The following is a 12,645-nucleotide window of genomic DNA, read 5'->3' on the forward strand; positions in this document are numbered from 1 at the left end:
TCGAACTATTCAGGCCGCGCAGTTGTTCGCACCCGTCTCGAGCGTCGTCGCCTCGGTGGCGTTTCTCGTGTTCTCGACGCCACGATTGATCGCGATGATCGTCTCGTAGTTGTCCGGCTTCGCGGGGACATTGTCGACCATCCGCTCGACGAAGGTCTCCTCGTCGAGATCCACGAGATCGAGCCGGTCGCGCACGTCGCCGAGCGTGGTACCCACGAGCTCGCCCGGAGAAGCGTTTGCGTAGGTGCCGTCGTCGTGCACCGTGACGTGTCCCGGCAAAACGGTGAGCTCGTCGGGGAGTTCGAGCAGCGTGTCGTGGAGGGTGTCGTACTGCATGCGCGCACCCGTCTCGGCCCCTTCGTCGCCGAATTCGAGCTCCGTGCGACCGACCGAATCCAGGAAGAGGCTGTCGCCGGTCAGAACGACGTCGTCGACGCGGTAGGCGACCATCTCGGTCGTGTGGCCGGGTGCGGCGAGCGTCTCGATCTCGCCGTCGCCGATCGAGAGGGTCTCGCCGTCGGCGAGCGGTTCGAAATCGACGGCGAGATCGCGCTCGGTCGCCTTCTCCCCGAGGTAGTACGGAACGCCGAGCCGATTTGCAAGATCGCGACCGCCAGAGATGTGATCAGCGTGGACGTGCGTGTCGAGCACGCCCGTGATCTCCAGGCCGTGCTCGGCGGCCGTCGTGATGTACTGGTCGGTATGACGGGTCGGATCGACGACGATGGCTTCGCCGGCGCGCTCCGAGCCGACGAGGTAGGAGAGACAGCCCTTCGCGCGGCGCTGAAACTGTTCGACGAGGAGGTTCTCGGATGCGGTCTCGACAGTGGCGGTCTCGTAGAGTTCGTTCCAGGCGCGCATCCCACCGGTGACGACCGAGACGTCGCTGAACCCGTCGGCGTCGAGTTCCGAGGCGAGCCGTGTCGACGTCGCGCCCTTCCCACAGATGGTGAGTATCTCATCGCCGTTTGCCAGTTCCGTGATCCGGTCGCGCTGTTCGTCGTCCAACTCTTCGGCCGGCCCGAACGGGACGTTCTCCGCACCCGTCACGCGCCACGAGTCGTAGCTCTCGGCCGGGCGCGTGTCGACGAGGACGTAGTTCTCGACACCGCTATCGAGGCGCGCCGCGAGATCACGCGCGGTGATCGTTCCGAACATCGTTGCCCGCACGTACGGTATTGTGGAGAATAAGCATTTCCGATCCCCGATCGACGCGCGGGATGCTCGCACGCGTGGGCTCGACGCGAGCGAACGGAATGCTCACTCCTCGATAGCCGAGCGCGCCTCCCGAACGAGCCCGTCGATCAGTTCGGGCGTCGTCGGGTGATAGGCACGATCGGGCACGTCGCGGACGTCCATCCCGGTCTCGACGACGACCTGCATCGTCTTCGCCATTACGTCCGCGTCGTGGTGGAACCCCTGATAGCCGAGCACGGTGCCGTCGTCGCTGTCGACGACGAGCGTCGCGAGCCCCTCGGGGACGGCCTTCGTCTTGAACACGCCGTCGTCGCGTGCTTCACGCGTGACCGCGACGTACTCGTGATCGGTCTCCTGGATTGAGGACTCGGAGTGACCGACGCGGACGAACGGGTAGACGCCGAGGGCCGCAAAGATGACGTGGTGATGGATCGGGTCGTAGACCGCGAGCTCCTCGCTATCCCGGTGGGCGAGGACGTTCTCGGCGGCCGTGATCCCCTGTTCCTTGGCGATGTGGAGGATCGGCTCGCGGCCGTTCGCGTCGCCGACGACGAACACACGCTCGTCGTCGCGGGCCTGCATCGTGGCTTCGACCCACTCGGAATCGGGATCGGGATCGAGCGCCGATCGATTGAGTTCCAACCCATCCAGGGCGGGCCGCCGACCGGTGAAGAGGAACAGCTGATCGGCCTCGACGACACCCTCATCCCCGTCGTGTTCGGTGTGGAGACGGACGCCGCCGTCCTCGGTTTCCTCGACGCTCGTGGCCTGCGTCTCGGTGCGGAGGTCGATGGGGAACTCGTCGCGATAGAGCGCCGTCAGCGCGTCGTCGAGCGCCGGATCGCCCTCGTCGAGCACTCGCTCGCTGCGTTCGAGCACGGTGAGCTCCATCCCGCCGACTTCGGTGAGATACGGAACCAGCTCCATCCCGATGTAGCCGAATCCGAGGACGACCCCCGATTCGGGGAACTCGGTCGCGTCGAGCACGTCGTCGCTCGTGAGATAATCGACGTCCTCGATGCCGTCGATCGGTGGGACGTTCTGCGTCGAGCCGGTGGCGACGACGACGTAGTCCGCGTCGAGCGTCCGCTCGCCGACGGCGATCGTGTGGTCGTCGACGAACGTCGCCGTTCGGTGAACGAACTCGACGTTCTCGCGCTCGGTCAGTTCGTGGAGCGACTCGCGCCGGTGTTCGGCGAACCCCTGGACGTGGCGGTCCTTCGTGGCGACGACGTCGTCGAGATCGACGGTCGGCGCGCCTGCAAGGCGGTCGTCGTGGCGTGCCTGAAAGCGGTGTGCGCCGGCCGAGAGCAGCTCCTTCGAGGGCATGCAGCCGCGGAGAAGGCAGAGCCCGCCGCCGGGCTGACCGTCGTCGACGAGCGTCAGTTCGACGTCCGGTTCGTCGACGAGACGCTCGGCGGCGGCGATGCCCGCGCTTCCGTACGCGCCGATGATGACGATGTGGTCTGTCATGGATGGATGGACGAGCGCGTTGCCGGGACGCCCGTGCCTGTTCGATCCATGGCAGTCACGACCAAAAGCGATAGCGGTGTCACGCCGATCACGGGTTCGGCATGAATGGCATTCGACTGACCGTCGCCTCGGCCACCCACAGTACCGATCGATCATCGAGAATCGGCGGATCGGATATCCGTATGACGACCCGGAAAGCGGCGGGATATCGGCGAAATGGCCGGTTGGGATAAAATAGTTAGTTCTATTATAATTCGTTCTTAAACTTCACAGCGTACAAACACATAAGTCGCTCTCGCCCCAACGGAACACACTGACATGGTCGACGATACGCAGCTCGCCGAGAGCAAGGCTATCCATCGGCGAACGGGGACCACCTTTTATGTCGCGACACGATTGCTCCCGGAGCGCGTTCGCCACGCGACGTACGTTCTCTACGCGTTCTTCCGCGTCGCCGACGAGATCGTCGACGACCCGAACGGCCCACCGCCGGCCGAGCAGCGCGCACAGCTCGCCGACCTCCGCGAGGGTGCGCTCGGCGGCCCGACCGACGATTCGGTCGTGGCGGCGTTCAGCGATCTCCGCGAACAGTACGGAATTCCCGACACCGCCGTCGAGGAGTTCGTCGACGCGATGGTCACCGACATCGACACGGACAGCTACGAGACTCACGACGAGCTCGACGAATACATGGGCGGGTCGGCGGCCGCCGTCGGCGAGATGATGACCGTCGTCATGCAGCCCGAAAATCCCGAAATCGCCCGGCCACACGCTCGCGCGCTCGGCGAGGCGTTCCAGCTCACCAACTTCCTGCGCGACGTGCGCGAGGACGTCGTCGAGCGCGATCGGATCTACCTCCCCCAGGAAGTCCTGGACGAGCACGACGTCACCGAGCGACAGATAGAGCGCTTCGAGATGGACGACGATTTCGCCGTGCTGATGCGATCCGAACTCGAACGGACGGAGAAACGGTATCGTGAGGGCGTCGCCGGCATCAAATACCTCCCCGAGGACTGCCAGCTCCCCGTCCTGCTCGCGGCCGTGCTCTACGCCGATCACCACCGACTCATCAGGGATCGCGGCCACGACACCCTCTCGACGACACCCGAGCTCCCCTCGACGCGAAAACTCTCGCTGCTCGTGCGCACCCGCTGGCACTGGCTCTGGAACAAGGATCCCGAAGCGGTCTTCGCGGCGGTGAGCACGATCTCCGACAGTCCGCAGTACGTCCACGAGCCGGAGGGCGTGACGCCGACGCGCTAGCCCTCGGTCGAGCCTGGATCACCGCTTCCGAGACCCGCCACGTCGAACCGATCGGTTTTGACGAGCCCGCCGGCCAGCACCAGCGCGACGCCGACCGGGATCCAGTTGCCGAAGACGGCGTTGATCGAGCCCCAGAGCACGACGAAGCTCACCAGATCGTCGAGCATGAACTCGCAGTTTTCGAGCCGGTTCAGCAATCGTGCGCGATCGAAGCCGTAGTCCAGTAGAAAGACCGTCACGGTGGCCGAGAGCACCCAGCCGACGTAGTTCGAGACGGGAACGCCGTAGAAGGCCCCGCCCGAGTAGCTCCAGAAACCGATCGCGACCGTGCCGGGATCGAGCACGACGTCGACGAGCAACACCGTACAGATCACCGCGACGAGGCGTACCGCGCGCCGCCGGGCGAGCTCGCCGAGCACGAGCTGGCAGAGCAAGTAGCTGTTGAACACTAGCGGGAGGAAGAAGACGGGCAAGCCGAGCGGGACGGCCCCGAACAACATCGGGCCGAGCTCGATCGTGTAGGAGAAATCGCCGTAGGGCCACCCGGTCAGGACGCCAACGAGCTCGATCCCGAACGAGTAGGCGACGAGCAGTCCGGTCGCGACCGCCGCCCGGCGGTCGAACAGCGGCGCGAGCCCGGCCACGAGCGGGAGGCGCATCACCGCCGTCCCGAAGAGGATGAGATACGGGTTGTATCTGAGCGGCGGGCCGACGAGGCCAGCGGCGCTCGCGAGCAGCATGGCTGCGCCGACAAGCGGGAAGACCACGGCGATCGTGAAGCGGTTCTCGGCGACGAGTTCGTCGAGGCGTGCCTCGATTCGCTGACGGGTCGCGCGCTCAGCCGCCATAGATCAGCCTCCAGAGCCCGCCGAGGGTGAACACCATCCCGACGAGCGTGTTCACCGCCGGATACCACCAATAGGCACGGTCGACGTCGATCGACGAGCGCGCGATGGCGAAGACGAGAACGGGGTAGGCGAGCAGCAACACGGCGAGGAGGACGTGGACGAACGCGAACGAGACGGCCGCGGCGAGCCAGCAGAGTGCACAGTAGCCGTAGGTCCGTCGCTCGCCGAGCGCCGTCGCCGTCGTCCGGATGCCCGCGGCCCGATCGGGGTCGATGTCGGGAATGGCCGAGAAGGTGTGCATCCCCATCGTCCAGAGCCAGCCACCGAGAACGGCCGCGATCGGGGGCAGCTCGCCCGCGACGGCGGTGTAGGCGATCACGCCAGGCAGTACGTAGAGTCCGTTCGAGATCGAGTCGAGCAGCGGCGTGGTCTTGAACCGAAGCGGTGGCGCGCTGTATTCGACCGCGAGAAAGACGAAGAGCGCGAGAACCGCGAGCGCCGCCGGCGTGAGCACCGGGACGAAGCCAAGCGCGAGCAGCCCGCTCACGATAACGGCGGCGAGAGTGGCTTTGTCGCCCGTGTACCGCACCTCGCGGTCGTCCTTCTTCGGATTGGTTTCGTCGATATCGGCGTCGAAGACGTCGTTCACGCCGTAGAGGAAGACGTTCGCCGGTACCAGGAAGTAGGCGAACAGTGCGAGCGCGATCGGCGCGAACAGGTCGGCGGGCGATTCGGCGCCGTAGGCCACGCCGACGACGACCGGCCCGGCGAGGTAGAACCAGAACCGGGGCCGTGAGAGCCGCAGGAGATAGCCCGTCGTGGTCGTTTCGGGCGGGATCGTTCCCTGCAGTCGGTTCACGCCGCGACGAACGCGCTCGCGACTCATCCGTGGTCTTCGACGACGGCGCTCGCGGCGTGTTCACCACTGATGAGACACATCGGCACGCCGATACCTGGTGTGGTGTACGAGCCCGTGAAGTAGAGGTCGGGAACGGCCTCGGAGCGGTGGGGCGGTCGGAAGAGGGCGGTCTGGCGGAGCGTGTGGGCGAGTCCGAGTGCCGTCCCCTGCAGACTGTTGTAGCGCTCGGCGAAGTCGTCGATCGAGAACGTCCTCTCCAGGACGATCCGATCGGCGAGATCCACGCCGGTGTTGGCGGCGATGTCGTCGAGGATCGAGTCGCGGTAGCGCTCGCGGATCTCGGGTGTGTCGTCGAGCCCCGGCGCGATCGGCACGAGCGCGAAGAGGTTCGAGTGGCCCTCCGGCGCGACGGTGTCGTCGGTCTGCGAGGGTACACAGAGGTAGTAGGCCGGGTCGTCGGGCCACGCCGGTTCGTCGAAGATCTGTGCGAAGTGGCCGTCCCAGTCGGTCGGCAGGACGAGCGTGTGGTGGGCGAGCGGGTCGACGTCGCCCTCGACGCCAAGATAGAGCAGGAAGGCGGACGGTGCGAGCGTGCGCTCGTCCCAGTACTCCTCTGTGTACTGGCGCTCGTGTTCCGGGAGCAACTCCTGTTCGGTGTGGGCGTAGTCGGCATCGGAGACGACGATGTCGGGTGTGTGCTCGCCCGCAGCGGTATCGAGCGAGAAGCCGTCGCGCCGACGCGTGATCTCGCCGACCTCGGCATCGGTCTCGATCGTGACGCCGCGTTCGCGCGCGAGCTCGGCGATGCCGGAAACGACGCCGCCGAAACCACCCTCGGGATAGTAGACGCCGAGGTTGAAGTCGACGTGGCTCATCATCGTGTAGAGCGCGGGCGTGTTCTTCGGCGAGCCCCCGAGGAAGACGAGCGTGTACTGCATGATCTGCTGGAGCTTCGGGTGCTCGAAGTAGTTCGAGACGTGATTTTCCATCGACCGCAGCAGGTTCAGCCCGACCGGTGCGGACCGAAACACGTCGGTATCGACCCAGTCGCGCAATCGCGGGCGATCGGTGTAGACGAACCGTTCCATCGCCGCCTCGTAGGTCGACTCGCTCTGTGCGAGATAGTCGTCGAACGCCGCGGCCGCACCCTCCTCGTAGGACTCGAAGACGGCACGCACCTGGTCGCGGTCGGGGGTCAGATCGACGCGATCGCCGTCCTTGAAGAACACACGGTAGTGGGGATCGAGCCGTTCGAGTCCATAATAATCCTCGCGATCGGCGTCGAAGTGATCGAAAAAGCGCTCGAAGACGTCGGGCATCAGATACCAGGACGGGCCCATGTCGAACCGGAAACCGTCCTGCTCGAACTGCGAGGCACGGCCGCCGACCTGCCCGTTCTTCTCGAGCACCGTGACGTCGGCCCCCGCGGCCGCGAGGTAACACGCCGCCGAGAGCCCGCCGAACCCCCCGCCGACGACGGCGACCGACCGACCGGCCAGCGATGCCGCGTCCGACCCTGCCGCGAGCGCATCCATGTGGGATGATACGGCGGCGCGTATAAAAGACGACTGACCCCGGACGCTATGGCCGCTGCGCCGCTCGACCGTGTATGGACCATCGCCTCGGCTTCGAGCCGATCTCGGCAGAACTCGATCGCGTGCGCCTACCCGTCGAGGGAGATCTCCCCGACTGGCTCGCTGGAACCCTGCTCCGCAACGGCCCCGGCCGCTTTCGCGTCGGAAACCGGACGCTCAACCACTGGTTCGACGGCTTCTCGCTGCTCCGACGGTTCGCGATCCACGATGGCGAAATCCGCTACTCGAATCGCTTTCTCCGGAGCGAGGCGTACGAGCACGCCCGTGAGCACGGCGAACTCGGCTTCCGCGAGTTCGGCACCATCCCCGACACCGATCTCCGCGACCGACTGAAACGACTGCTCTCACCGAGGATCACCGACAACGCCTGCGTCGATATCGAGACACGCGGCGATGCCGTCGTCGCCACCACCGAAAGCCCGCGACCGCTGGAGTTCGATCCCGAAACGCTCGAAACGCGCAGTCAGAACGCCCGTGAGCCGCTGGGCACTACGATGACGGTCCATCCTCACTACGACGCCCATCGCGGGGAGACGATCGGCTACGCGACGCGTCTGGGCCGGAAGCCGGGATACACGCTCTATCGGGTTCCCGATGGACAGACGGACCCCGAGATCCTCGGCGGCGTGACGGTCGACGAGGCCGCCTATCTCCACAGTTTCGCGCTCACCCCGAACTACGTGGTGCTCACCGAGAGCCCGTTCGTCGTCTCGCCGCTCGCGCTGCTCCGGGGATCGACCGTGGCCGGGAGCTTCACCTGGAAACCCGAGCGCGGCACGCGCTTCATCGTCTTCGATCGCGCGTCGGGCGACGTCGCCGCGACCCACCGGACGGGGCCGTTCTTCGTCTTCCATCACGTCAACGCGTTCGAGCGGGACGGGGAGATCGTGCTCGATCTCGTGGCCTATCCCGACGCGTCGGTGGTCGACGCGCTCGGTCTCGACAACCTCCGTTCGCCATCGCCGACGCTCCCGACGGGTGAACTCCGCCGATATCGCCTTCCAGAAGATTCGGCACGCGATATCGAACACGAGACGCTTCATCCGGGCCATATCGAGTTCCCGACGATCGACTACGCGCGCCGGAACACCCGCCCGTATCGCTACGTCTACGGTGTGAGCAATCGAGAACGGCCGCCAGCGGCGTTCCAGAACCAACTCGTGAAGATCGACGTCGAGACACGGACCACCGAGACGTGGGACGAGCCGAACAGCTATCCCGGCGAGCCGGTGTTCGTGCCTGCTCCCGATACATCCGGAACTGCAGCCTCGCGACGGGAGGACGAGGGCGTGCTCCTCTCGGTCGTGCTCGACGCCGACGCTGGACGATCCGTTCTCCTCGTGCTCGATGCGACGACCTTCGAGGAGCGCGCCCGCGCCCTGGTTCCGCACGCGATCCCGTTCGGCTTCCACGGCCAGTTCTATCGCGACGGCGAACGACCGACGCGTTCGATGGCCTGACGGGGAGGGCAACGCGCATTAGCGTGGCGAGCCATCCAGACATATGGACGATACCGTCGCGCTCGTCACGGGCGTGAGCCGGGGGGTTGGCCGGGCGGTTGCACACCGTTTCGCCGAGGAGGGCGCGCACGTCGTCGGCTGTGCGCGCAGCACGGACGCGCTCGACGAACTCGCCGCGGACGCGGACGATCTGGACGGCGAGATCACTACGCAGCGCGCCGACGTGCGCGACGAGTACGACGTGGAACGGCTCTGCGAGACCGCGGCGAACGTCGGCGGGATCGATCTCGTGGTGGCGAACGCGGGCGTCTATCACGGCCCGGCCGGCGAGACGCCGCTGGCCGACGAGAGCTACACGGCGTTCGACGATCACCTCCGGACGAACGCCCGCGGGGTCTTCGCGACGGTGCGCGAGGCCATCCCCCACCTCGCCGACGACGCGCGCGTACTCGTCCCGACCGGGGCGATCGCCCGCGAGGCGCAGGCCGGCTTCGGTTCGTACGCCGTCTCCAAGGCGGCCGCGGAGGCGCTCGTGCGTGGGTTTGCCACCGAGTTGGATAGTTCAATAGGGCTGCTCGATCTCGGACAGGTCGCGACTGATCTCGCAGGCGAGGCCGGTCGCGATCCCGCGGATATCGCCGGGATGTTCGTCTGGGCGGCGACCGAGGCCGACGGCGAGGAGCTCGACGGTTCGGTTCTCGATCTGCGCGCGTGGCGGCAGGCGACGCGCTGAGACGGCCCGCACGACGAACTTATTAACTTCGATGTTGATGTTGCTAACAGAATGGAGAACATCGGAGCGGTCGGTCTCGAACGGCGCGAGCGAGTGCCGTGGATCGGCGTCGTCGGGCTGGTGGCGTTCGTCGCTCTCTCGGTGCTCGGGGCACTCGCGGGGCTCTGGAAACTGCTGGTCGTCGGCTGGGTCGCTTTCGCCGCGATGGGCGGCGGGGCGGTTCTCGGCGCACGCTCGCGGGAACGGAACGCGGCGCGATCGGTCCGGGCCGACGGGCTCGCGAGCGGCGCGATGATCACGAGTGCGGCCATCTTTCTCGTCCCACAGGCGATCGGCTATCAGCCGCAGTTGGGGGGACTCGGCATCGCGGCCGGGATCGTCGCGGGCTACGCCGGTCACACCGTCGGCCACCGTCTCACGCATCTCGACCTCCCGCTCGAAACGACGACCGCACAGCTCACCGCACACGCGCTGGCCGCTGGAATCGTCATTGGGACGGTCTACACGCTTCTGCCCGAGCTCGGACTGCTGCTCGGCCTGAGCATCGTCTCGCACAAAGCGCCCGCGGGCTACGCCGCCGCCGACCGCCTCCGATCCAAGGGGTTGCCGATCGGCGCGATCGCGCTGCCGGCGGCCGGCGTCGGGATCACGGCGCTGCTCGTGGGGTTGATCGAGCCGCCGAGCACGATGGCGCTCAACGCGGTCGTCTTCGGCTTCGCCGCGGGCATCTTCCTCCACATCGCGATGGATTTCCTGCCCGAGTGTGAGACCGGCGGCGAACACGCTCACGACCACACGCACGGCGCGGCCCACGCACACCTCGATCGACTGCGCACCCACGCGGTGGCGAGCACGATCGCCGGTGCGGGCGCGGTGGCGCTTGCGTGGCTGCTGATCGCCTGAAAAACCACGATCCGCACCGATTCGTTCGACTCCATCCGTCGGAAGGTATTTTGCTATTTGGTAGCATAGATCAATCGTTATGAGCGTCATCGCCGAATGCAGCCTCGACCCGGACCGGCTCTCGTTCGCGACGGCGCTGTCGGCCACCCCGGCGATCGAACTCGACGTCGAACGAGTGTACAGAACGCGCTCGGCGATGCCAGTCGTCTTCTGCTGGGCGCGCGGCGACGATCTCGACACCTTCGAGAGCGCGCTCGCGGACGACGAGACCGTCACCGACGTCAAACGGTTGAGCGACGCGGACGATCGGCGGCTCTATCGCGCTCGACTGACCGGACGGGCGTCGGTCGTGACCTACGACGCGTGGGTCGATCTCGGGGCTGCACGGCTCGAAATGCGGTACGTCGACGGCCGCTGGCACGCCCGCATGCGCTTTCCCGGCCGCGATGCGCTGGCCACGTTCCGGGAGTTCTGTCTCGACCACGATCTCGATTTCCAACTCGATCGGCTCTACGACAGCGATGACGACGACACCGAGACGGCTCGAAACCGCCTCACGACCAGTCAGCGCGAGGCGCTGCAGCTGGCCCACGAGGGCGGTTACTTCGGAGTACCGCGGGAGACGACGCTCGCCGAGATCGCCGCCGAGCTCGATATCTCGAATCAGGCCGCCTCCGAACGGCTGCGGCGCGGCTGCGGGCGACTCGTCAGCGATCGGTTCGGGTGACATTCACTTTCGCTATCATGCAGGACCGTTTCGGTCGTCCCCGATAATCATGTGATGGGGTGGCTCCCCGAACGGTCCGTTGCGTGGCATCACCGTACCGTTCCCGCCCCGTTTTCCGGACGTCGCACGGCCAGCGACGGCTCGATCTCGATCGTCGGGTCCGGCAGGTCCCAGCGTATCTCGGGGAGAACGGCATCCAGCGTGTCGATGACGCGGCGCTCGCGTCAAGGTGGACAAAACCGTTCGATCATGGTGAGATCAGCTATAGCCGCGCCAGCGATGGCCGCATTCGGTGCATTTGAAAAATCGAGTGGGTGGCTCGTCGGCCGAACCGGTCTGTTTGATCGTGTACCACGCGCGCTCGGCCCCGCACTCCTCGCACTCGACTTCGGCTGTCGGTTTCCCCTCGTCGGCCGCGTCCTCGCTCGTCTCGATGACGTCGCTATCGCTCTGCGATTCGGTGCTCACGAACGACGCCGCCACCTCCTCGTCCTTCGGCATGCGTGCGCCACAGTCCGAGCAGACCATCTCGTCGCCGTCCGCGTGCATCATCGAGCCGCAACTGTCGCAGAACTGCATGGATCGGGATAGACGCTCGACGCGCAAAACACCACCTATTCCACAGTTTTGATGCGCGCGCCCTCGTTGTCCGGCTCACAGATCACGACGTCGCCATCGACGCCCGCAGCCGACAGCGCGTCCTGGGCCGCCTCCCGTGCCGTTTGAGCGCGCTCGTCGTCCGTGAGTCCATAGACGGCGGGCCCCCACGATGACTGGCCCGCACCGGCCACGGCCGGCGAGCGTTCGAGCACGTCGATGAGATCGCCGAGCGGCGGGCGATAGACGCCACCCTGTTCGTCGGCGTACCACGCACCGTTGAGGCGGCTCACGGCGGCGATCGCACCGCCGAAAGCGTGCCAGTCGTCCTCGGCGACCGCCGGGAGCAGCTGCTGGGCGACGATACGGGCGATGTCGTCGGCGATGCTCGGATCGGCGTGTTCGACCACGCGCTCGATGCTCCGATCCTCGTGGTCGTCGCTCCGGCCGGGAGTGATCGCCGGGACGACGAGCACGAACCGCCACGAGTCGGCGAGCGCGTGGCGAGCGATCGGTTCCGGCACTTCCCACTCGCCCGCGGCGGGGGGCTGAGTGGTGAATCGCTCGGCCCGATGGCCGGCGTCGGCGACGAACCCACCCGACTCGAACGTCGCACAGCCGACGCCCGAACGCCCGCCGCGGCCGAGCTGCGGCGCGCGTTCCCTGACTCGTGGTTCGTGGTCGTATGCCCGCGCGATCGCGGCGAGCGTCGCGAGCGCGAGGCGCGTCCCGCTACCGAGGCCTACGTGTGACGGCAGTCGTTCGTGGATCGTGAGGGAGACGCCAGGGAGATCGAGCAGATCGAGCGCGCGTGCCGCGTACTCGCTCGCGTCCGGGTCGTCACAGCGGAGTTCGTCGGCCGGTGCGGCCTCGATGCGCAGTCGTGGCTGGTGGAGGGAGATTCCGAGACCGCCGTAGAGCCGCTCGCGAGCGAGCGAGAGGTTCTGAAAGCCGAAATGGATGCGCCCGCCGGCAGTGACCTGAACCCGC

General features: G+C 66.6%; 12 protein-coding genes. 5 read left to right on the forward strand and 7 right to left on the reverse strand.

The genetic code is table 11. The annotated features are described in order from the left end of the window. Window positions 1–9 precede the first annotated feature (9 nt). Window positions 10–1,158, reverse strand: a complete 1,149-nt coding sequence (locus C451_RS12845) for an MBL fold metallo-hydrolase (protein WP_007741198.1) — start codon at window positions 1,156–1,158, stop codon at window positions 10–12. 102 nt (window positions 1,159–1,260) lie between these two features. Further along, window positions 1,261–2,670, reverse strand: coding sequence for a dihydrolipoyl dehydrogenase family protein (locus C451_RS12850; RefSeq protein WP_007741199.1), 1,410 nt, complete (start codon window positions 2,668–2,670; stop codon window positions 1,261–1,263). Between the two features lie 318 nt (window positions 2,671–2,988). Between C451_RS12850 and C451_RS12855 the strand changes: the two genes are divergently transcribed. Beyond that, a complete protein-coding gene (locus C451_RS12855) occupies window positions 2,989–3,933 on the forward strand; it encodes a phytoene/squalene synthase family protein (protein ID WP_007741201.1) in 945 nt (314 codons plus the stop codon). Here C451_RS12855 and cruF read toward each other — a convergent pair. From cruF to C451_RS12870, 3 genes are read right to left on the reverse strand one after another with little or no spacing between them, the layout of a single operon-like run. Next, the gene (gene cruF, locus C451_RS12860; protein WP_007741202.1) at window positions 3,930–4,781 is read right to left on the reverse strand and encodes a bisanhydrobacterioruberin hydratase; all 852 of its coding nucleotides are present in this window, start codon (window positions 4,779–4,781) and stop codon (window positions 3,930–3,932) included. The two genes, C451_RS12855 and cruF, sit on opposite strands and share 4 nt — an antisense overlap. Beyond that, complete coding sequence (locus tag C451_RS12865; RefSeq protein WP_007741203.1) at window positions 4,771–5,667, reverse strand: prenyltransferase; 897 nt, start codon at window positions 5,665–5,667, stop codon at window positions 4,771–4,773. Before C451_RS12865 ends, cruF begins: the two co-directional genes overlap by 11 nt. Further along, a complete protein-coding gene (locus tag C451_RS12870; protein WP_007741204.1) occupies window positions 5,664–7,175 on the reverse strand; it encodes a phytoene desaturase family protein in 1,512 nt (503 codons plus the stop codon). Before C451_RS12870 ends, C451_RS12865 begins: the two co-directional genes overlap by 4 nt. A 74-nt stretch (window positions 7,176–7,249) precedes the next feature. Here C451_RS12870 and C451_RS12875 point away from each other — a divergent pair, with 74 nt between their 5' ends. The 4 genes from C451_RS12875 (at window position 7,250) to C451_RS12890 (ending at window position 11,058) form a co-directional block, all read left to right on the forward strand. Continuing rightward, window positions 7,250–8,695, forward strand: coding sequence for a carotenoid oxygenase family protein (locus tag C451_RS12875; protein WP_007741205.1), 1,446 nt, complete (start codon window positions 7,250–7,252; stop codon window positions 8,693–8,695). A gap of 43 nt (window positions 8,696–8,738) precedes the next feature. Further along, window positions 8,739–9,428: an SDR family oxidoreductase gene (locus C451_RS12880; protein ID WP_007741206.1), complete on the forward strand. Its 690-nt coding sequence runs from the start codon at window positions 8,739–8,741 to the stop codon at window positions 9,426–9,428. Window positions 9,429–9,479: 51 nt separating this feature from the next. Further along, window positions 9,480–10,331 (forward strand): hypothetical protein, encoded by an 852-nt coding sequence (locus tag C451_RS12885; RefSeq protein WP_007741207.1) that lies wholly within the window; start codon window positions 9,480–9,482, stop codon window positions 10,329–10,331. Between the two features lie 79 nt (window positions 10,332–10,410). After that, window positions 10,411–11,058 carry a helix-turn-helix domain-containing protein gene (locus tag C451_RS12890; protein WP_007741213.1) on the forward strand — a complete coding sequence of 216 codons (648 nt, stop codon included), beginning with the start codon at window positions 10,411–10,413 and terminating at the stop codon, window positions 11,056–11,058. Between the two features lie 258 nt (window positions 11,059–11,316). Here the strand turns inward: C451_RS12890 and C451_RS12895 are convergent, their stop codons facing one another. After that, a complete protein-coding gene (locus C451_RS12895; protein ID WP_007741214.1) occupies window positions 11,317–11,637 on the reverse strand; it encodes a transcription factor S in 321 nt (106 codons plus the stop codon). A gap of 35 nt (window positions 11,638–11,672) precedes the next feature. Next, a partial coding sequence (locus C451_RS12900; RefSeq protein ID WP_007741215.1) for a beta-ribofuranosylaminobenzene 5'-phosphate synthase family protein occupies window positions 11,673–12,645 on the reverse strand: 973 nt, incomplete at its 5' end.

It is taken from the genome of Halococcus thailandensis JCM 13552 (assembly GCF_000336715.1).
In the GTDB taxonomy this organism is placed as follows: Archaea; Halobacteriota; Halobacteria; order Halobacteriales; family Halococcaceae; genus Halococcus; species Halococcus thailandensis.

Bases quoted from the DNA above. Each gene is read 5' to 3' on its own strand.
- C451_RS12890 (WP_007741213.1), top strand. From the start codon at position 10,411: ATGAGCGTCATCGCCGAATGCAGCCTCGACCCGGACCGGCTCTCGTTC.
- cruF (WP_007741202.1), bottom strand. From the start codon at position 4,781: ATGGCGGCTGAGCGCGCGACCCGTCAGCGAATCGAGGCACGCCTCGAC.
- C451_RS12855 (WP_007741201.1), top strand. From the start codon at position 2,989: ATGGTCGACGATACGCAGCTCGCCGAGAGCAAGGCTATCCATCGGCGA.
- C451_RS12885 (WP_007741207.1), top strand. From the start codon at position 9,480: ATGGAGAACATCGGAGCGGTCGGTCTCGAACGGCGCGAGCGAGTGCCG.
- C451_RS12870 (WP_007741204.1), bottom strand. From the start codon at position 7,175: ATGGATGCGCTCGCGGCAGGGTCGGACGCGGCATCGCTGGCCGGTCGG.
- C451_RS12875 (WP_007741205.1), top strand. From the start codon at position 7,250: ATGGACCATCGCCTCGGCTTCGAGCCGATCTCGGCAGAACTCGATCGC.
- C451_RS12865 (WP_007741203.1), bottom strand. From the start codon at position 5,667: ATGAGTCGCGAGCGCGTTCGTCGCGGCGTGAACCGACTGCAGGGAACG.
- C451_RS12895 (WP_007741214.1), bottom strand. From the start codon at position 11,637: ATGCAGTTCTGCGACAGTTGCGGCTCGATGATGCACGCGGACGGCGAC.
- C451_RS12850 (WP_007741199.1), bottom strand. From the start codon at position 2,670: ATGACAGACCACATCGTCATCATCGGCGCGTACGGAAGCGCGGGCATC.
- C451_RS12845 (WP_007741198.1), bottom strand. From the start codon at position 1,158: ATGTTCGGAACGATCACCGCGCGTGATCTCGCGGCGCGCCTCGATAGC.
- C451_RS12880 (WP_007741206.1), top strand. From the start codon at position 8,739: ATGGACGATACCGTCGCGCTCGTCACGGGCGTGAGCCGGGGGGTTGGC.